Annotated in this window: 17 protein-coding genes; 15 read left to right on the top strand and 2 right to left on the bottom strand. The window is 56.2% G+C overall.

Translation table 11 applies throughout. The features are described 5' to 3' along the window. The first annotated feature begins 6 nt into the window (after window positions 1–6). From AC1DS5_RS19965 to AC1DS5_RS19895, 15 genes are all read left to right on the top strand, one after another. Complete coding sequence (locus tag AC1DS5_RS19965; protein ID WP_477719999.1) at window positions 7–939, top strand: XrtA-associated tyrosine autokinase; 933 nt, start codon at window positions 7–9, stop codon at window positions 937–939. A gap of 47 nt (window positions 940–986) precedes the next feature. After that, on the top strand, window positions 987–2,519 hold the full coding sequence (locus tag AC1DS5_RS19960) for a TIGR03016 family PEP-CTERM system-associated outer membrane protein (protein ID WP_477719998.1): 1,533 nt from the start codon (window positions 987–989) through the stop codon (window positions 2,517–2,519). A 25-nt stretch (window positions 2,520–2,544) separates the two neighbouring features. Then, window positions 2,545–3,576 (top strand): XrtA/PEP-CTERM system-associated ATPase, encoded by a 1,032-nt coding sequence (locus AC1DS5_RS19955; protein ID WP_477719997.1) that lies wholly within the window; start codon window positions 2,545–2,547, stop codon window positions 3,574–3,576. Then, complete coding sequence (wecB, locus tag AC1DS5_RS19950; RefSeq protein WP_477719996.1) at window positions 3,573–4,739, top strand: non-hydrolyzing UDP-N-acetylglucosamine 2-epimerase; 1,167 nt, start codon at window positions 3,573–3,575, stop codon at window positions 4,737–4,739. The genes AC1DS5_RS19955 and wecB overlap by 4 nt, the downstream gene beginning before the upstream one ends. A 23-nt stretch (window positions 4,740–4,762) precedes the next feature. Further along, window positions 4,763–5,626, top strand: a complete 864-nt coding sequence (locus AC1DS5_RS19945) for an XrtA system polysaccharide deacetylase (protein WP_477719995.1) — start codon at window positions 4,763–4,765, stop codon at window positions 5,624–5,626. A 7-nt stretch (window positions 5,627–5,633) separates the two neighbouring features. Continuing rightward, entirely contained in the window at window positions 5,634–6,671 is a 1,038-nt protein-coding gene (locus tag AC1DS5_RS19940; protein WP_477719994.1) for a FemAB family XrtA/PEP-CTERM system-associated protein, read from the top strand. Then, entirely contained in the window at window positions 6,668–7,921 is a 1,254-nt protein-coding gene (locus AC1DS5_RS19935) for a TIGR03087 family PEP-CTERM/XrtA system glycosyltransferase (RefSeq protein ID WP_477719993.1), read from the top strand. Before AC1DS5_RS19940 ends, AC1DS5_RS19935 begins: the two co-directional genes overlap by 4 nt. Further along, a complete protein-coding gene (xrtA, locus tag AC1DS5_RS19930) occupies window positions 7,918–9,498 on the top strand; it encodes an exosortase A (RefSeq protein ID WP_477719992.1) in 1,581 nt (526 codons plus the stop codon). The genes AC1DS5_RS19935 and xrtA overlap by 4 nt, the downstream gene beginning before the upstream one ends. Window positions 9,499–9,529: 31 nt before the next feature. Then, a complete protein-coding gene (locus tag AC1DS5_RS19925; protein WP_477719991.1) occupies window positions 9,530–10,810 on the top strand; it encodes a nucleotide sugar dehydrogenase in 1,281 nt (426 codons plus the stop codon). A 98-nt stretch (window positions 10,811–10,908) separates the two neighbouring features. Next, window positions 10,909–11,214, top strand: a complete 306-nt coding sequence (locus AC1DS5_RS19920) for a glycosyltransferase (RefSeq protein ID WP_477719990.1) — start codon at window positions 10,909–10,911, stop codon at window positions 11,212–11,214. A gap of 13 nt (window positions 11,215–11,227) precedes the next feature. Continuing rightward, on the top strand, window positions 11,228–11,875 hold the full coding sequence (locus tag AC1DS5_RS19915; RefSeq protein WP_477719989.1) for a glycosyltransferase: 648 nt from the start codon (window positions 11,228–11,230) through the stop codon (window positions 11,873–11,875). Window positions 11,876–12,024: 149 nt separating this feature from the next. After that, window positions 12,025–13,923, top strand: coding sequence for an XrtA/PEP-CTERM system amidotransferase (locus tag AC1DS5_RS19910; RefSeq protein ID WP_477719988.1), 1,899 nt, complete (start codon window positions 12,025–12,027; stop codon window positions 13,921–13,923). Window positions 13,924–13,948: 25 nt separating this feature from the next. Continuing rightward, the gene (locus AC1DS5_RS19905) at window positions 13,949–15,142 is read left to right on the top strand and encodes a glycosyltransferase family 4 protein (RefSeq protein ID WP_477719987.1); all 1,194 of its coding nucleotides are present in this window, start codon (window positions 13,949–13,951) and stop codon (window positions 15,140–15,142) included. 126 nt (window positions 15,143–15,268) lie between these two features. Continuing rightward, complete coding sequence (locus AC1DS5_RS19900; protein ID WP_477719986.1) at window positions 15,269–16,573, top strand: putative O-glycosylation ligase, exosortase A system-associated; 1,305 nt, start codon at window positions 15,269–15,271, stop codon at window positions 16,571–16,573. Next, window positions 16,570–17,517, top strand: coding sequence for a polysaccharide deacetylase family protein (locus tag AC1DS5_RS19895; RefSeq protein ID WP_477719985.1), 948 nt, complete (start codon window positions 16,570–16,572; stop codon window positions 17,515–17,517). The genes AC1DS5_RS19900 and AC1DS5_RS19895 overlap by 4 nt, the downstream gene beginning before the upstream one ends. Before the next feature lie 64 nt (window positions 17,518–17,581). Here AC1DS5_RS19895 and AC1DS5_RS19890 read toward each other — a convergent pair whose 3' ends face one another. Both AC1DS5_RS19890 and AC1DS5_RS19885 read right to left on the bottom strand, forming a co-directional pair. Then, window positions 17,582–19,252 (bottom strand): asparagine synthetase B family protein, encoded by a 1,671-nt coding sequence (locus tag AC1DS5_RS19890; protein WP_477719984.1) that lies wholly within the window; start codon window positions 19,250–19,252, stop codon window positions 17,582–17,584. A 34-nt stretch (window positions 19,253–19,286) separates the two neighbouring features. After that, entirely contained in the window at window positions 19,287–20,516 is a 1,230-nt protein-coding gene (locus AC1DS5_RS19885) for a right-handed parallel beta-helix repeat-containing protein (RefSeq protein ID WP_477719983.1), read from the bottom strand. Window positions 20,517–20,600 lie beyond the last annotated feature (84 nt).

The raw sequence follows: 20,600 nt of genomic DNA, 5'->3' as shown, positions 1-20,600 counted from the left end.
TCAAATATGAGTAGCTTGATCGAGCAGGCGGCACAACGCCTGGAGCAGCTTCGCCAGGCGGGTGTTGAGATGCCTGCGACGCCGCCGCCAGTAGCGCAAATGGATGGGGCTGCCCAAAATCCTGTGAGCGAGGCTCAGTCGGCTCCTCTGTCTCGATCGGTTGAAATTGATCTGGCGGCAATGTCGCAAGCGGGCATTGTCAGCCCCAATGCGCCACGATCCCAAATTGCAGATCAATACCGTGTCATTAAGCGGCCGCTCATTAGCAACGCGATGGGTAAAGGCGCATCCGCTATCGCCTATGGCAACCTGATCATGGTGACTAGCGCGTTGCCCGGTGAAGGCAAGAGTTTTACCGCCATCAATTTAGCCATGAGCATTGCCACTGAACTGGATAACACGGTGATGCTGGTGGACGCCGACGTCACGAGTCCCTCGGTGATGAAAGTGCTTGGGCTGCCCGAAAGCCTCGGTTTGCTCGATCTGGTGCAGGGTGAGTCCAAGGACATGGCGAGGATGCTGCTGAAAACAAACATCGACAAGCTGACCATTCTGCCCTCAGGAACGCCCCATGCCCGCGCTACCGAACTGCTGGCCAGTGATGCGATGATCCGGCTGCTGGATGAAATGGCCAAGCGCTATTCTGACCGCATCATTATTTTTGATTCGCCGCCGCTTCTGCTTGCCACCGAGGCGCGGGTGCTGGCTTCCCATATGGGCCAGGTGGTGATGGTCGTGCAGGCTGGAAAGACTCTGCAGGCGGAGGTTCGGCAAGCGCTGGCCACCATTGAGGCATGTCCAGTCAAATTAATGCTGTTGAATAAAGCAAGATATGATTCCGAAGGAGGGTATGGGTATGGGTATGGGTATAGTTATGGACAAGGTCCGGGCACGAGCAGCAGCAAGCCCGAATACCCTCGGCATCGATCCCAGTCATGATGTGTAGTTTGCTTTCTCTACGGGCGCTGCGAGTCACGGCCAAGTCTATGCCGGTAGCCGCTGGTTTGGTTATGGTGTCGGCTGGCGCTTTTGCTCAGGAGCCTGACTCAGACTCGGGTCCGAAACAGGCTCTGTCGATTGTGCCGCGTGTCTCCGTTACCGAGACACTGACAGATAACGTGCGCCTGAGCAGTGTCGGTCAGCAGTCAGACCTGATTACCGAAATCAGCCCGGGCATCCGCATTATTGTTGATGGTGCCCGAGTCAAGGGCTACTTTGACTATGCCTTGAATGCAATTTCCTCTGCTAAAAATTCTTCACGCAGCCACACCCAAAACGCACTGAATACGTTTGGTACGCTGGAGGCTGTTGATAATTGGGCCTTTATTGATTTCAGCGGCTCCATTTCGCAGCAGGCTGTGTCTGCCTTTGGTACGCAGTCAATTGACAACACATCGGTCAACGCCAATCGAGCCGAGGTATCAAGCTACCGGCTATCACCCTATCTGCGCGGACGTTTGGGCAGTATCGCCAACTATGAGGCACGTTACAGTCGAGCAGTGACGGACAGTGATGCAGCGATAGCTTCTCGTATCACAACGGTCGACAGTGCTTTAAGACTCACGGGTGACAGTCCCTTCACGACTCTTGGTTGGTCGGCTGACGCCAGTCAACAACGTGTTGATTTCAGTGCCGGTCGTTCATCCGAAGCGGACCGTTTTGGCCTTGGCTTGTCCTACAGGATTACTCCTCAATTAAGCGTGTCGGCCAATGCCGGGCGTGAAGCCAATAACTACATAAGCTTCGACAAGCGGAGCTACAGCACAAGCGGCTTCGGGGTGAACTGGTCGCCGTCAGAGCGGACCCGCCTGTCCGCTTCACGCGATCGCCGGTTTTTCGGAAACGCTCACAGCCTGAGTTTTGAGCATCGAACGCCACTCACCGCATGGAAATTTACTGATTCGAAGGATGTTTTAACAACGCCCACCCAGCTTGGCATTGCCAGTCGGGGAACCATCTTCGACCTCTTGCAAAGCCAGTTTGCATCTATCGAACCTGATCCTGTGCTGCGTGCGCAGTTGGTGAGTGTATTTTTACAGGCCACTGGTATAAGTCCCGGTACACCAGTCGTCAGCAGCTTCTTGACGTCGGCTGTGTCCTTGCAACGCCGGCAAGATTTGCTGTTTGCGCTCTTGGGCGTGCGAGACACCATCACGTTTATTGCCACGCGAAGCGAAAGCAGCAGGCTTGACACCATTTCGAGGGCTGTTGATGATTTCACCAGGTCTTCATTCATTCGACAGCGCGGCTTCAGCGTCAACTACGCGCACCGTTTAACCCCTGATTATTCACTGGGTGTTCTGGCATCGCAGCAAAAAACCTCTGGGGCGGATAGTCTGCAAAACATCTCTGGGGTGAATAGTCTGCAAAACACCACGTTGCGAGCCCTCAACGTCAACGTCACGGGTAAACTGGGTAAGCAGACCGCTGTTTCCGTGGGGCTGCGCCGCGTGGTTGCCAGAGGTGCTTCGCCATACGATGAAACCGCGGTCCTCGGCAGTTTGACTGTTCAGTTTTGACTCATGTATTCCGATTGTTACAGTCATGTATTCCGATTATTACGGATTAAGCAGCAAGCCTTTTCAGCTCAACCCTGATCCGAATTTTTATTTCGGCAGCAAACAACACCGGCGAGCCAAGGCCTACCTCGACTACGGTGTTCAACGAAACGAAGGTTTCATTGTCATCACGGGTGAGGTTGGGGCGGGCAAGACCATGATGGTACGTGGCCTGCTTGCCAGTCTGGACTCCAAAAAAGTCGTAGCCGCCAACCTTGTGACCACCCAGCTGGATGCCGACGACACCCTGCGAATGGTGGCCGCTACTTTTGGTGTGCGGGTTAAAGACGTTTCAAAGGCCGACATGTTGATGGCGCTGGAGGCTTATCTGGTCCACCAGACAAGCCAGGGAAAACGCTGTCTTCTGATCGTCGACGAGGCCCAGAACCTCACAGCCCGGGCGGTAGAAGAATTGCGTATGCTGTCGAACTTCCAGTTGGGCCAACAAGCGCTGCTACAGACGTTTCTGGTGGGGCAGCCCGAATTTCGAACCATTTTGCAAAGCCCCACCATGCAGCAACTCAGGCAGCGCGTTACGGCGACATGCCACATTGGTCCGCTGTCTTCAGATGAAACACAGGGTTACATTGAGCACCGGTTGAAATGTGCTGGTGCGACGGGGCGTCCCACCTTCGATTCAGCCGCTTTTGAAGCAATTTTCAAAGCCTCCGGCGGCATTCCCCGCCGTGTCAATCTGATTTGTGATCGCTTGTTGCTATTTGGTTTTTTGGACAACAAAGACGCTTTTGGTCTTGAAGATGTCAATAAGGTGGTGTCCGACATTGACAATGAATCGGCGGTTCCTTCCAATAAGGCGCTGGAGGAGAGTTCGGCTCCAGCGTTGGCGGGCACGATTTCCAGTCAAATTCACGCCTTGGGTGTTGAGCTACACGACGAGCGCTTGCGCCATCTGGAGGGAAGCGTGTTCCGCCTGGAACGTATCAACCTCGAAATTCTCGGCATACTGCAAAAGCTTCTCGTGGCGGTCAAAAAGATCAGCCAGGAAAGTTCCCAATGAGCATTTCGGGTCCGGTCATCTGTGTTGTGGGTGCGCGGCCGAATTTTATGAAAATGGCGCCCATTCTGCGTGCCATGGCCGCCCATGTTCCGCCCCTGCCCGTGCTCTTGGTACACACCGGTCAGCACTACGACAAAGACATGAGTGATCGCCTGTTTGAAGATCTGAGGCTGCCGCGACCGGACATCAATCTTGAAGTCGGATCTGGCACGCACGCGATCCAGACTGCCGAAGTCATGCGCCGGTTCGAGCCTGTAGTTGATGCGCATAAACCCTCCTGCGTGGCGGTGGTCGGTGATGTGAACTCCACGCTGGCCTGCTCTCTGGTTGCGGTCAAAAAGGGTGTGCCGGTAGTGCACATTGAAGCCGGCTTGCGCAGCTACGACCGAGCCATGCCGGAGGAAATCAACCGAATCCTCACGGACCAAATTTCTGACAGGCTTTACACCACAGAGCGCACCGCTGAAGAAAATCTGGCACGGGAGGGTATACCACCAGATCGGGTTTGCTTTGCGGGAAACGTCATGATTGACTCGGTGATTTTTGGCCGGGCAAACGCCCGCAGCGCCAAGGACACCCTGCAAGCCTGCCACATAGACCCCCTGGTTTTGAGTCATCCCATCGGCTATGGCGTGGTCACACTGCATCGACCCTCCAACGTAGACCATCCCGAAACCCTGCGTGCCTTGCTTGGTGTACTCGGTGAGGTTGCTGCCAGCTTGCCGTTGGTGTTTGCCTTGCATCCCCGCACCCGTAGCAACATCGACCGTTTTGGTCTGGCGGCCATGATTGATCCAGCGCGCATGGCGTTGTTATCGCCACTGGGCTACCTTGAGATGCTGGGGCTGATGGCAGGTGCCACTGTGGTACTCACCGACTCGGGCGGCCTGCAGGAAGAAACTACGGCGCTTGGCGTGCCCTGTCTGACGCTGCGAGAAAACACCGAGCGTCCGATCACTGTTGAGCAAGGTACAAATATCCTCGTGGGGCGTAACCGCGATACGATTTTGAGTGCGATACGAGAAATTCTGGACGGACGGGGCAAGCGTGGCCGGGTGCCTGAATTGTGGGACGGTCATGCCGCCGAACGTATCGCGGCTGATCTGTACAAATGGTTGGAGCCGAAACAGACTGCAATGGCCCTGGAATCAGGCAACACATAGATCAATCTCATAGATCAATCTGTATGCCGACCTCAACCATCACCAACGCGCTGACGATTGATGTCGAAGACTATTTTCAGGTATCGGCATTTGCATCGCACATCGCACGTTCCGAATGGAATACGCGTGAATGCCGCGTCGAGCGGAATGTCAACGCCATTCTTGACATGCTGGCGCGTCGCAATACCAAGGCAACCTTTTTTACTCTGGGCTGGATTGCCGAGCGTTACCCCCAGTTGGTGCGTGAGATAGTCGAGGAGGGCCACGAACTGGCCAGCCACGGTTATGGTCACGAGCGCGCCAGCGACCAGTCCGAAGAAGCTTTTTTTGCCGACATTAATTTGGCCAAGATTGTTCTGGAAGACTTGACGGGCGTTCAAGTCAATGGCTATCGCGCTCCTAGTTTTTCGATAGGCACTGGCAACCTCTGGGCTTTTGACTGCCTGGTTCGGGCCGGTTACCGCTACAGCTCAAGCATTTACCCTATTCGGCACGACCACTATGGCATGCCGGACTCGCCGCGTTTTGCCTACGAGGTGCGCCCCGGCTTGATGGAAATTCCGATCACAACGCTGCGGGTGTTAAACCGCAACCTGCCGTCCAGCGGAGGAGGGTACTTCAGATTGCTGCCTTACGCCCTGTCACGCTGGATGCTCGGCCGGGTGAACAGGCATGACCGACAGTCGGGCGTCTTCTATTTCCATCCTTGGGAGATCGACACCGGGCAGCCGCGCATTGCGGGCATCAGCAGGAAGACGCGCTTTCGGCATTACGTCAACATTAGCCGCATGGAAAGCCGATTGAACTGCTTGCTGGGTGACTTCAAGTGGGGTCGCATGGACGAAATTTTCCTGCACAGGTTTAGCAAACAAAGCCCTTTCGTCTGAAAACGCCATGCTGACCGTCAAACGCCTGGGACCTCAAGACGTCACCGTGGCGGGGTTATGGGATGCGTTCGTTCTGGCATGTCCCGAGGCTACTTTTTTTCATCGTGCCGGTTGGCAGAATATTGTGCGCGGTGTTTTTGGACATGACACCTATTTTTTGTATGCCGAGTCCGATGGCCATATCCAGGGTGTTCTGCCGCTCGGTCATGTCAATAGCTGGCTGTTTGGCAACTCGTTGAGCAGTCTTCCTTTTGCCGTGTACGGCGGCGTCGCAGCGCTCAACGCACAAGCGGCAGAGGCCCTTGAGCTGGAGGCTCAGAAAATTGCCCAACGCCTCGGTGTGGCTCACCTTGAATTGCGCAACGTTAATCCACGTCACAGCGATTGGCCCACGCAGCACCTGTACGTCACTTTCCGCAAAGAAATTCTAGCCTCCGAGGAGGCCAACCTGCTGGCCATCCCGCGCAAGCAGCGCGCCATGGTGCGAAAAGGTATCCGAAACGGGCTGGTCAGTGAAATTGACGATAACGTTGATCGCTTCTTTACTCTTTTTGCCGATAACGCCCACCGTCACGGCACCCCGGCAATGCCCAAAAATTACTTTTTGGCATTGCAAACCGAATTCGGTCCTGACTGCGAAGTGCTCACCGTCCTTGCGCCCGATGGTCGCCCCTTGAGCGGCGTCTTGAGTTTTTACTTTCGCAATGAAGTCCTGCCTTATTACGCCGGCGACTTTGAGCTCGCCCGCGAGTTCGCTGCCAATGACTTCAAATATTGGGAGCTCATGCGTCGCGCCTGCGCCCGCGGCCTCAAGGTATTTGATTACGGCCGCAGCAAGCAAGGCACAGGCACTTACGCATTCAAGAAAAACTGGGGTTTTGAACCAACGCCGCTGCACTACGAGTACCGGCTTTACAAGCGTCACGCCATTCCGCAAAACAACCCGAGCAATGCCCAGTACAGACTTATGATTAAGGCTTGGCGTCGCCTGCCTCTTGGTTTGGCCAACTGGTTGGGGCCGGTTGTTGTACGTAATCTCGGATGACCACCACCATGGGTAATCTGCTTTATTTGGTGCACCGGCTTCCCTATCCTCCCAACAAGGGCGACAAGGTGCGCTCGTACCATTTGCTCAAACACCTGCGGCAACAGCACCGTGTTTTTCTGGGTACCTTTGTGGACGACCCGGAAGACGAGGCCTATGTGGACATCGTGCGTGCGATTTGCCCCGACCTGCATGTGGCGCGACTTACCCCCCGCACAGCGAGGCTGCGAAGCTTAAGTGGCTTGTTAACGCACCAGGCGCTAAGCCTGCGTTACTACCAAAATACAGGTTTGCAGGCGTGGGTCAACCAGACGCTGGGAGCTAACAAAATGGACGCCACGATCATTTTTTCCTCCGTCATGGCGCAGTATGTTCCGGGCACGTCCGGCGGCGCTCTCCCGCCCATGCTGGTGGATTTTGTCGATGTGGATTCTGCCAAGTGGACGCAATACGCCACCAGCCACAAATGGCCGCTGTCTTGGCTGTACCGGCGTGAGGGCGAGCGCTTGCTGGCCTACGAGCGCGCGGTAGCGGCCCGCGCGCAACGATCGTTTTTCGTCACGGAAAACGAAACTGCCCTGTTTCGCCACAAGGCCCCTGAGAGCGCCAACCGGGTTGGAGTCATCTGCAACGGTGTTGATGCTGAGTATTTTTCGCCCAACCCCAGCTATAGCTCCCCTTTTTCCGGCAGCGGGGTCCACCCGGAGCAAATACCGCTGGTATTCACCGGCGCCATGGACTACTGGCCCAATATCGACGCCGTGACCTGGTTTGTGCAGGATATCCTTCCCGTTCTGCGTCAGACCTGGCCACAGTTGCGCTTCTACATTGTGGGGCGCAGCCCATCGCCCGCCGTTTTGGCACTTGCATCCAATGCCGTCGTAGTCACCGGTACCGTGCCAGACGTTCGGCCTTACCTGCAACACGCTGCAGTCGTTGTTGCGCCCTTACGCGTGGCCCGTGGCATACAAAACAAAATTCTCGAGGCGATGGCCATGGCCCGCCCCGTGGTGGCGTCGCAGGCTTGTGTCGAAGTAATTGATTCCCGACCCGGCGAAGAGTTGGTCTCTGCCGCAGAGGCCGCTGACTTTGTTCGTGAAATCGATGCGTTGCTGAGATCTCCTGCCCGAGCAGCTGCAGTGGGTCAGTCTGGCCGGCAGCGTGTAGTACAAAGTTACAGCTGGGACGCCCATATGGCGAGTCTGGACCGCTATCTGGGCGACCCACCACTTGCACACGGCAACGCATGAACTCAATCGTCAGTCAGAACCTGCTCAAGGGCGAGGTCCGCCTGGCGCAACCGTGGCGTCAGGCCGTCCCGGCTCTGCTCCTGTTACTGGCCTGGACCTTGTTTCTATACCGCGATACCGGCATCGCCATGGTGACCATCTGGGCCCGGTCTGAAACCTTTACCCATGCTTTTTTGGTGCCACCTATTGTGCTGTGGCTCGTCTGGCGCCGTCGCCAGCTCATGGCAGCGCAAACACCACAGCCGGCGCTTGGCGTTTTTCTGTTGGCGGCCTGCGCAGCCTTTGCCTGGTTTTTGGGCGATTTGGTGGCAGTCAATGCCGTCACCCAATTGGCATTTGTGGCGCTGCTGGTTTTGGCGGTGCCTGCTGCGCTGGGCTGGTCCGTTACGCGGCTGATAGTTTTTCCGCTGGGTTTCCTGTTTTTTGCCGTGCCTATTGGTGAGTTCGTCATGCCCCAGCTCATGGATTGGACAGCCGATTTCACTATTTTTGCTTTGCGCCTGAGCGGCATTCCCGTCTACCGGGAAGGCTTGCAGTTTGTCATTCCCTCTGGCAACTGGTCTGTGGTGGAGGCTTGCAGTGGTGTGCGCTATTTGATCGCATCTCTCACCGTCGGCACCATCTTTGCCTATCTGAACTACCAATCGGCCAAGCGCCGTATCCTGTTCGTGATCATTTCCATACTGGTGCCCATTGCTGCCAACTGGGTGCGCGCCTACATGATCGTCATGGTGGGCCATGTCTCGGGCAACAAATTCGCAGTAGGCGTTGATCACCTGATTTACGGCTGGCTCTTTTTTGGCATCGTCATCATGCTGATGTTCGCCATTGGCGCCCGCTGGGCCGAGCCCGAGAAAGCAATCGATGTGCGCAGCGCAGAGCAACCCGCCGAGCAGACTTTGTCCGCTGCCAGGCTGTGGGCCACCATGGCCTGCTTTGCGGCGCTGGTGGCTATGCCGCACATCGCATTGTGGTTCATTGACCGGGCTGAGGGCGACGCCTCGGTGTCACTCATCGCGCCGACGACTCTGGCTGCAGATTGGCAAGCCGCCGCACCCGTTGCGGCAAGCTTCAAACCGGCTTTCCAGAATCCATCTGCCGTCATCAACAAAAGCTACGCCAGCCAGGGTCACATCGTCGGGCTGTATCTGGGCTACTACCGGCATCAGGACTACGATCGCAAGCTGGTCAGTTCGAGCAATGTGCTGGTCAACAGCAATGATTCCCAATGGGCCAAGGTGGCCGGCAGTAGTCGCACTGTCAAGGTGGGCAACAAAGTGGTGAGCGTGCGCACCGCCGAGCTGCGCGGAGCGGCTCTGTCGGCGCAGGGCAATCCAGGTCGTCTGGCGGTTTGGCAAATATATTGGATCAACGGCACTTTGACCGCCAGTGACCACGTTGCCAAAGCATACAGCGCGTTTTATCGTTTGACGGGACAAGGCGATGACTCTGCAGTCATTGTTGTTTACACCCCCCAAGCTCCGGCTGGAGCTGAACAAGCTGTGCTGGAATCCTTTTTGTCGACTAACTACGAAGCCGTCGAGGCACTGTTGTTGAAGGCGCGGCAAAGCAAGTGATAACAATTTTGAATGCGATGGAGATTTCAAAATGACTGTAGTTGCTGTGATCGGTTTGGGTTATGTGGGTCTGCCGTTGGTGGTGGAGTTTGGCAAGCACCTGCGCACCATCGGGTTTGATATTGCAGTATCCAAAGTAAAGTCATGCCTTGAAGGCATTGACCCGTCTCGTGAGCTGTCAGACGAGGAAATGCGGGCGTCTCTCCACGCCGTGTACACCGCAGACCCCAGCATGCTGGCCGAGGCTGACATCATCATCGTGGCTGTGCCAACACCTGTAGACAACGCCCATATTCCCGATTTTCGTCCGCTCATCGGCTCCAGCACCAGCGTCGGACGTCACATGAAGAAAGGTGTGATCGTGGTCTATGAATCCACCGTTTATCCAGGCGCCACCGAGGAGGTTTGCATCCCCGTGCTGGAGCGTGAATCCGGCCTCAAGTGGAAGCAGGACTTTTTCGTGGGCTATTCGCCGGAACGAATCAACCCTGGCGACAAGGAGCACACTCTCACCAAAATCCTCAAAATTGTCTCGGGCGATTCCCCTGAGACGCTGGACAAAGTGGCCAGGCTCTACGAGACCATCATCGTGCCCGGTGTGCACCGCGCCTCCAGCATCAAGACCGCAGAAGCCGCCAAAGTGATCGAAAACACCCAGCGCGATCTGAATATTTCCCTGATGAACGAGTTGTCCATCCTTTTCGACAAGCTCGGCATTGACACGACGGAGGTACTCGAAGCCGCTGGTACCAAATGGAATTTTCTTAAATTCAAGCCGGGACTGGTGGGCGGCCACTGCATTGGCGTTGACCCCTACTACCTGACCCACAAGGCCGAAATGCTGGGCTATAACCCCCAGGTTATTTTGGCCGGCCGCCGCATCAACGACGGCATGGGGAAATTCATTGCAGAGCAGACCATCAAGCAGATGATTGCAGCGGGCAGCCACATCAAGGGTGCGAAGGTGAACGTGCTCGGGCTCACGTTCAAGGAGAACTGTGGCGATCTGCGCAACTCCAAAGTCATTGACATCATCAATGAGCTCAAGTCATATGGTGTAGAAGTGTATGTGACAGACCCGCTGGCTGAATCTGATGCGGCCGTGCATGAGTACGGTGTGCCGCTGTTGGCCTGGGCTGATTTGCCCAGGGCTGATGCGATCGTAGCTGCGGTTGCTCATAAGGAATTTGCCGAATTAAGCATGGACGATTTTGCAAAAAAACTGGTAAAAGGTGGCGCGTTCATTGACGTTAAAGCGGCTTTCGACCGTAGCGCCATTGAAGGCGCTGGTTACCGGCTCTGGCGCCTGTAAAGACGCCTGTAAAAGGGCCTGTAAAAGGTTATGGCAGCACGACGCGTCAGCAAAGGCTGTATATGCAGGGTGATCCTCGTCCACTTGTGCTCCACGTGATGTACCGCTTCGACACTGGCGGGCTAAAAAATGGCATTGTCAACCTCATCAACCACATGCCCTACCAGGCGTATCGGCATTCTGTGCTGGCTCCGACCGAGGTTACAGACTTCTCCCGGCGCATTCAGCGCACCGATGTTGAATTCATCTCGCTGCGCAAGCCACCAGGCCACGGCTTCTGGCAATACCCCAAGCTATTCAAACTGTTCCGTCGACTCTGCCTCGCCATCGTCCACAGCCGAAACCTTGCCGCGCTCGAAGTGCAGGCCCCAGCTTGGGCAGCGGGCGTGCCGGTTCCACGGTGAACATGGCCGTGATGTGGGCGACCTGGACGGCAGCAACGTCGCCTACCAGCGCATACGCCGTTTCTACAAGCCGTTCGTTCACCACTACTTGGCCCTGTCGCGTGACCTGGACGACTACTTGGTGGACAAGGTGAAGGTGCGGCACGACAAAATAACTCAGGCCTACAACGGGGTTGACACCGAGCACTTTTACCCGGCGTGTGATGGGCCGCAGCGCATAGCCGGTTGCCCGTTCGAGCCCGCACGACACTGGCTTATCGGAACAGTGGGGCGCATGCAGACCGTCAAAAATCAGGTCATGCTGGCGAACGCGTTTGTTCGGACTCTTGCTCTGGCACCTGAACTTGAAACCCGGATTCGATTGGTCATGGTGGGGGAGGGGCCCTTGCGCCTGGAGGCCGCAGGAGTGGCCCACTTGGCATGGCTGTCCGGTGAGCGAATCGATGTGGCCGACATCATGCGTGGCTTGCACGCCTTTGCCTTACCGTCACTGGCCGAAGGCATTTCCAACGCCATTCTGGAGGCTATGGCCAGCGGCCTGACGGTGATTGCCACAGCGGTGGGTGGCAATGCTGATCTGGTGGTGCATGGGCGGACCGGGTACATGGTTCCGCCTGCCAATCCGCAGGCAATGGCTCACCAATTGGTGGCGCTTGCGTGAAATCCGGAACAGGCCCGCAGCATGGGTGAAGCAGGTCGCCAGCGCATGCAGGCGAATTTCAGCATACGGGCTATGGTATCCACTTACCAGTCTGTGTACGATTAGCAGATGCGGCTCAATTGCTTCATTCAACAAGATTAGCAGGCAACATGTGCGGAATCACCGGAATTTTTGACACCCGCGGCGCCAGTGACATCGACCGCGGCGTACTCCAGTGCATGAACAACTCGCAGTTGCACCGCGGCCCGGACGAAGGCAGTCTGCACATCGAGCCCGGAGTGGGCCTGGGCCACCGGCGCCTGTCCATCATCGACATTGCCACCGGCCAGCAGCCGCTATTTAACGAAGACGGTTCAGTGGTGGTTATCTTCAACGGAGAGATCTACAACTACCAGCAACTTATCCCCGAACTGCTGGCGCTAGGCCATGTGTTCCATACCAAGAGCGACACCGAAGTCATCGTCCACGCATGGGAGTCCTGGGGTGCCGACTGCGTCAAGCGCTTTCGCGGCATGTTTGCCTTTGCCCTGTGGGACCGCAACCAGCAAACCCTCTTCATGGCGCGGGACCGGTTGGGCGTCAAGCCCATGTACTACGCGCTGCTGGACGATGGCACGCTGTTGTTCGGCTCCGAACTCAAGTCCCTACTTGCACACGGTGGCCTGCGTCGCGACATCGATCCCCTGGCGGTGGAAGAGTATTTTGCACTGGGCTATGTAGCCGAACCCCGCACCATCTTCAAGCAAGCCAACAAGCTGCCGCCGGCCCACACCCTCACCATCCGGCGTGGCCAGCCGATGCGTGAGCCGGTGGCGTACTGGGATGTCAAGTTCAGCCTGGACAATCCCATCTCGGAGGCCGATGCCCGGGCCGAGCTGGTGGAGCGACTGAAGGAGTCTGTTCGCCTGCGCATGATCGCCGAAGTGCCATTGGGTGCTTTCCTGTCGGGTGGTGTTGATTCCAGCGCGGTGGTGGCCACCATGGCCGGCTTGAGCGCTGACCCCGTCAACACCTGCTCGATCGCCTTTGACGACCCGGCCTTCAACGAGTCCGCGTTTGCGCAAAAAGTCGCCGACCGGTACCACACCAACCACCGCGTTGAAACCGTCGAGAGCGACGATTTCGACCTCATCGACACGCTGGCTCGCCTGTACGATGAACCCTATGCCGACAGTTCAGCCATCCCCACTTACCGGGTTTGCCAGCTGGCGCGCAAGCACGTGACTGTAGCGTTATCAGGGGATGGTGGCGACGAGACTTTTGGAGGTTACCGCCGTTATCGCACGCATCTGCTAGAACAAAAATTGCGTGCGACGTTGCCGCTCGGATTGCGCCGTGCGGTATTTGGTGCGCTGGGGCGATGGTATCCAAAAGCTGATTGGGCGCCCCGCATCTTCCGTGCAAAGACCACTTTTGAAGCGCAGGCACGCGATTCGGTCGAGGCGTATTTCCATACGATGTCACTAATTCGTGAGCCCCTGCGCAGTCAGCTTTACAGTGACTCATTCAGAAGGGAGCTTGGTGGGTACAGTGCTAGGGAGGTGTTTCGCTGGCACGCCAACCTCGCTGGTACGGCTGATCCGCTTGCGCTAGTCCAGTACCTTGATCTCAAAACTTATCTGGTCGGGGATATCAATACCAAGGTCGATCGTGCCAGCATGGCCCATTCCCTGGAGGTGCGCGATCCGCTGATGGACCATGAACTGGTGGAATGGGTGGCAACGCTGCCATCAGCATTCAAGATGCGGGGATCAGAAGGAAAGTACATCTTCAAGCGGTCCCTGGAACCCCACTTGCCACACGACGTGCTGTACCGGCCCAAGATGGGATTTGCAGTTCCCTTGGCGCAATGGTTTCGCGGTCCATTGCGCATGAGAGTGCGCGAGGCACTCTTGGGTAGTTATGTGGCTGATTCAGGATGGTTCAATCCCACCACGATCCGTCATTTGCTCGAGCAGCATGAGTCAGGCGCTCGTGATCACAGTACGCCGCTCTGGGCGCTGCTGATGTACGACGCCTTCTTGCGCAACGTCACGTACAAGGTTTAATGGAAGCCACGCCCGTGTTGCATATATGAAAATTCTTTATCATCATCGAACCGCATCTCGTGACGGCCAGTCCACGCATATTGAAGAGATGATTCGTGGGCTCAGGTCCAATGGCCATATCGTCAGGGAATGCGCGCCCAGTGTGGATGGGCACAACCCCTCTGGGGGCAGTGCCGGATGGGTGGGGCGACTCAAGGTATTTCTGCCCAGATCGGTTTACGAGCTGGCGGAACTGGCCTACTCGCTGGTGGCCTACAGGCGCTTGGTTCGAAATATCCGGGAATTTCAGCCAGATGGCATCTACGAGCGCTACAACCTTTACCTGTTGTCTGGCGTATGGGTGAAGAAGCGGTTCGGTTTGCCACTGATACTCGAAGTGAATGCGCCCATGGCAGTTGAGCGGCGTCAGTATGGTGGTCTCGCATGGCCAAGACTTGCAGATAAGCTGGAGCTGTACGTCTGGAAAAATGCTGATGTGATCCTGCCAGTCACTCAGGTCCTTGCAGACTACATGGTTTCAAAGGGAGTGGATCCCGGTCGGATTCGGGTCATTCCCAACGCCATCAATGAGAACCACTACGCTGTTCTTCCCTCATGTGCAGAAGCGAAGGCATTGCTCGGGTTGACCGGGCGTGTCGTCGTGGGTTTTACCGGTTTTGTTCGCGAGTGGGACAGGCTCGACAGAATCGTGAAATGGATCGCACTGCGGGCTGCCGATCAAAATGTTCACCTACTCGTAATTGGAGATGGACCCGCTCGCCTCGAAGTGGAGCAGTGTGCGGCAAGCCACGGCGTGTCAGATCGACTCACATTCACGGGTGCCGTGGAACGTGAGAAGGTTCCCGCCCTGTCCATGGCTTTTGATATTGCCTTGCAGACTGCTTTAGTACCTTACGCCTCTCCCCTTTGTTTGTTCGAGTACCTGGCGCTCTCAAAAGCCGTCATCGCGCCCGATCAGCCCAACCATCACGAAATCCTTACCCATGGTGTAGATGCGCTTTTGTACGACCCCCAAGGTCCGGACGGTATCGAGAAAGCGCTCGATACACTTTCCGGTAATGTGGAGTTGCGTGAGCGGGTCGCTGCTGCTGCCGGCGAGGTCATCACACGGAAACAACTTACATGGAGACAGCATGCTGAAAAGGTGGTCAGCTTGTTTTCAGAAATCAGAAAAGGAAATGCCCCCCGTGCAAGCCAACTGGGCTCTGCTGGGTCGTGAACGAGGGAGATGATGTGAAGATCGAAATTATCCGTTTGCTGCCCTTTTCGACGCTCTATCAAAGCATGTCCGAAGCGCGGGTCGGTCTGATTAGTGGCTTCGCAGCCCAGGTACTGGGGTCAGTCCATGCGTGACTTGGTACTCGGCCCAGTCATCGTTGGTATTGCGGCATATGGTCTATTGCACCCCTGGATCGGCATTCTGGGTTGGACCTGGATCAGTATCATGAACCCGCATTCGTACACTTGGCACCTGAGCAGCATGCCGGTCGCTGCTACCGTCGCCGGGGCGACCCTGCTGGGCGTGTTGCTCACCCGTGACCGACGCCAGTTCTTTGTGACACGTGAAACAGTCGTGCTGATGCTGTTCATGCTTTGGATGTGCATTACTTTGCCATTCTCGTTTCATTTTGATCTAAGTTTCCCCTTGTGGAATCGGGTCATGAAGATCGACCTGATGGTACTCGTCGCCATGGTGGTGCTTTATTCAAAAAAGCACATCATGCTGTTGGCATGGGTGTTGGTAGGTTCCCTTGGTTTTTACGGTGTTAAAGGGGGGCTGTTCACTTTGACAACCGGAGGGAGTTACAGGGTCTGGGGGCCAGCTGGAAGTTTCATTGAAGGCAATAACGAGATCGCCTTGGCCTTGATAATGATCATTCCGTTTATGCGCTTTTTGCAGCTGACGACTGAGTCGGTATGGATCAAACGCGGGCTATTTGTAGCCATGCTGCTGTGTGCCACTGCAGCATTGGGTAGCTACTCCCGCGGTGCCCTGCTTGCCATCGCGGCCATGGGGGTCGTGTTGTGGTGGCGCAGTGACAAGAAATTTGTAGGGGCCGGCCTGCTCGTGGTTGTGAGCGTCATCTTATTGTCGTTCATGCCAGAGCCATGGTGGGCAAGGATGGAAACGATCGGCACCTACAGCGAAGATACATCCTTTACCGGGCGCATCAACGCCTGGTGGATGGCCTGGAACTTGGCGAAAGCCAATTTTTTGGGCGGTGGATTCATGATCTACGAGCCTGCTCTGTTTGCCTTGTATGCGCCCAATCCTCTGGACATTCATGCCGCGCACAGCATCTACTTCATGGTGCTGGGTGAGCATGGCTTTGTGGGCCTCTTCCTGTTCTTGCTGCTTTGGATTTTGGTCTGGCGTTCGGCTGGGCGTTTGCGACTACAAGGGCAAGAACTACCTCAAACCCATTGGCTCTCTCACTTGGGGGCTATGTGTCAGGTTAGCCTGGCTGGCTATGCAGTGGGGGGCGCTTTCCTCAGCCTGTCGTATTACGACCTGCCCTACAACATTATTATTCTCGTCGTGCTGGGCCGCCGCTGGATGGATGGCAAAGAGTGGATCAAAGAGGTTGAGCAAGAAGCTTCCGCGCAAGTTGGAGTACTGAGCGAGAATGCCAAGCCGACCCAGCCATGACGCTGCTCACGCCACTGTTCCATTTGATGTCGCCCGCTGGCCCCCGTGCCCGACTGCCGGTGCTCATCTTTCACCGGGTATTGCCAGAGCCCGACCCGCTGTTTCCTGATGAGTTGCATGCCCGCCGGTTTGATGAGGTCTGTGGCTGGCTCAAGTCGTGGTTCAACGTATTGCCACTTGACCAAGCTGTGGCCCGCCTAAAATCCGGGACGCTCCCTGCACGCGCCGCCTGCATCACCTTTGACGACGGCTATGCCGACAATCACCACATCGCCTTGCCCATCCTGCAGCGCCACGGCTTGAGTGCCACTTTCTTCATTGCCACCGGTTTTCTGGATGGCGGCCGCATGTGGAACGACACCATCATCGAGACCATTCGTGCCAGCAAAACACCGTTGCTGGATTTTTCTTCACTGGGTTTTGGGCAATACCCCGTTAGGACTCTTGATGAAAAGAAGGACGCTATTGCTGCCCTCATTAATCAAATCAAGTACCGGCCCGTTGCGGAACGAATCAGCATCACCGAACAACTGGCTCATCTGGCCCAGGTGCAGCCACCTGACGACCTGATGATGACTTCACACGAGGTGAAAGCCATGCGCCATGCTGGCATGCAGATCGGTGCTCACACGGTTTCTCATCCCATCCTGGCCCGGCTCACCGAGGAGCAGGCCCGAAAGGAAATAGGGGACAGCAAGATTTTTTTAGAGCAACTGCTGGGTGAGCGCGTTGGCCTGTTCGCATATCCCAACGGCAAACCGGGTGAAGACTACATACCGCAAAGTGTGGAGGTGGTGCGCAGCCTGGGCTTTGATGCTGCCGTTAGCACAGAGTGGGGCGCCTCCCGCACGGGCGACGATCTGCTTCAAATCCGCCGCTTCACGCCATGGGACCAAACCCGACTGAAGTTTGGGAGCCGTCTTTTAGCGAATTTGCGCACTTAATCGTGCTCAAATTGGCCACTTGTCGGCGTTATATCAGAGCAGCTTGCTACGAAAAAAAGTAATTCTATTTTGCCAGACTGAACTGCGGTGCCTTGGCCGCAAGCCACTGCTCCAGCATCATCAATATCCACACCATCTCGCCATAGTAGCCTGGGTGCTCCGGCAGGCGCTGCGTTAGCAGGGCCTGAACAAAATCAGCCCGCACCACGCCACGCTTGGCCAAGCTATTGAGGGAGTCGGTGGCCAGGGCCTTGAGGGCAGGGTGGGTGTTGGCCCATACCCCAAAAGGCAGGCCAAAGCCCTGCTTCTTCTTGCTGATGATCTCGTCCGGTAAAAAGCCGCGCAGGGCCTCTTTAAAAAACCAGCGCAGTTTCAAGCCCTTGAGCTTGTAATGGGTGGGCAGCCGTTGCGAGAACGCCACCACCCGGTCGTCCAGCATCGGGAAGCCCACGTTCACCCCCGCCAGCGCGGTAGTGCCAATCACCTTCGGCAAATCACAATCCGCCAATGTGTAGCGCCAATCAAAGGCCAGCATGCGGTTCACCAGGCCGTCAGTGCGAGTCTCCGCCCAAACGCAGCGCTGCTGCCGGTCAGGATTTTGCTGATCCACCTGAGCAAGCAGCACTGGTGTCAGCATCTCCTGCACACCCAAGCGGTACAGCAGGTTGTAGGTCATCATACGGTCAGGCATCGGTACCGTTGCCTGGGTAACATAGCTGGCGGCTTTTCGTATCAGTGGAATCTGATTCATGACCCCCAGCTTGGAGATGGGTTCCAGTAGACCATTGCGCAGACCAGCTGGAATGCTGTCGTACCAGCCAAACACTCGTTGTTTAGCGTAGCGTGTGTTGCCGCCAAACAGTTCGTCGCCGCCATCACCCGCCAGTAGCTTGCTCACGCCGTCTTCACGAGCCATCTTGGCGCAATAGTAGGCAGGCAGAGCGGATGAGTTCCCAAAAGGTTGGTCATACGATGCCGCTACAAGGGCTATGCTGCGTACCAGGTCATCAGGCGTGACGTAATACTCGTGGTGTTCGGTCTTGAAGTGTTTGGACGCCAGACGCGCATATTCCATCTCGTCATAGCCTTGCGCGTCAAAGCCGATCGAGTAAGTGGCCGCTGTTTTTCCACTGGCGAGGGCCACCATGCCCGCCACCGTAGAGCTGTCGGTGCCGCCACTGAGAAAACAGGCCGGTTTGCCTCCAGCAAGCTGCGAAGCTACTGCGTCGTGCAGCAGTTGCCTGAATTCATCCTTTAGCGCGTCAAACGAGGCGTTTTGCTGTTCGTCGAAAGTTGGCGCCCAGTACGGCGCCACAGTCAGTTGGCCATTTTCAAACAAGGCGTAGTGCGCTGGCGGCAGCCGGTAAATGCCCTTGTAGATGGTGCGCGGCGATGGGATCACGTGAAAGTACAGGTAGTCAAAAATCGCTTGTGGGTCAATCTCGGTGCTGGCGTCAGTCAGCTCATCGGCGCGGGCAGCAAAGCGTATTTGCCCGTTGTCCACGCGATAGCACAGGGTGCGGATGGCAAAGCGGTCCACCGCCAGGAAGGTGCGCCCTGGCCCGCACAGGCCCACTGCAAAGTCGCCGGTCACGCCGCTTGCTGCCTGCGCCCCCAAAGCTACCAAGGCCTCGCGCCAAGCTGCCAGCACGCCCTCTGCTAAAGCCAGGCTGGCCAGGCGCGAATCAGAAAACCGTGGCGAGCCCAGTATGAGCGATAAATCCTGATCAGACATGAAGCGGGCCATTCAAAAGAAAAAATGAAAGGCACTACTTGAGGCTTTGCAGCGCACCCGGGTGACGCGCTGCGCCCTTGAGCCGTATCGTTTTTCTCGGATGCGCATACTCGCTGTCAGGCATCAGGGCTTGGTCGTTAGCCACGCCGGCGTCGACAGCGCGGCCTAGCAGTTTGGAATTGTGCTTGAGCCGGTAGTCTTCACGCGCGGCCAATTCGAACTCGTCCCAGTCCACTGTGAAATTGTTTCGGTAGTCACCGGGTCCGGCCGAGTCAAGTTTGCTCAGTCCCACCAGCAGGTTGTTGACGGCCTTCACAATCACATTGCCGGGTTTTACGCGCAGGAACACGCCGCCCTGGGGTCGGTTGTCTACCAATGTATTGTTGACCAAGTAGAGCTTATTCCTTGGCCACTTGTAGTCCTCGGTGCCATATGAGATAAGGTTCGGGTTTTCCGTCTGCGTGCCCTGCTGGATGATGTTGCCAACGACGTAGGCTATGCCGCCATTTGGGAATTCCAGCTCATAACTGGCGCGGCCCCCTGACTCGTCGGTCAGCCGGTTATAAAAAATACGATTCACTGCCGCCCGACTCTTGAGCAGATGGCCAACGCGGGCATGGTGAAAATAACTACCAGTTACGGATAGGTGCGCGATAGCGCCAACGTAAAGATTGTGCGTAAGACCATCTCCATAGCCGTTAAGAGCAAACTCACTGTTCTCTATCTTGAGCACGAGTTCAGGAAAGTTGCTGGTCAGGATACCGTTTTCATTGTTCAGAAAGGTGCAATCGCGCACGGTCAGCGAACCTTTTTCAAACCTGATGCCTGCTGCGTTGTGGTCTGGAACTGTTGCACCAGAAAATTCAAAGCCTTCGACGGTCATCCCCTCTGCGCGTACCACCCATATACCTTTTCCTTCCATCGCCGCACCGTTCGCGATAAGACGTGCCCTGCCACCAATGGCGCGCAGACTCAAATTGTTCTGGGTCCACAAGGCCACATCAGCGACATAGTCCCCAGCATCCACCTCCACGGTATCACCATCCTTTGCCCGCCTGGCCGCTTCGGAAATGGTTTTGATAACGCGGTTAGCCCCTACGCGAATGACCAGCCTGGTATCCGATACGGGTTCCGCTGGCGCAATGGATTGAGCTGCATTAACCAGTGGTACCGGTGCCACACCTGCCAAGGAGAACAGAAGCATCAGGAAAAACTTGTTTGCTTGTTGAACTAACACCTTATTTCCTTTGCCTTGGACGGACATGTATTATTTTGATGAGTAGACCGTTCACAGCTTATCGTGTAATGTCATTCATTAATCTGCCTGTCCGTTTGATGTTTCGCAAAA

This window comes from Polaromonas sp. P4_H1, assembly GCF_056400945.1.
Note: the sequence above shows the minus strand (reverse complement) of the source record. Positions and strands in the feature narration are given on the sequence as shown.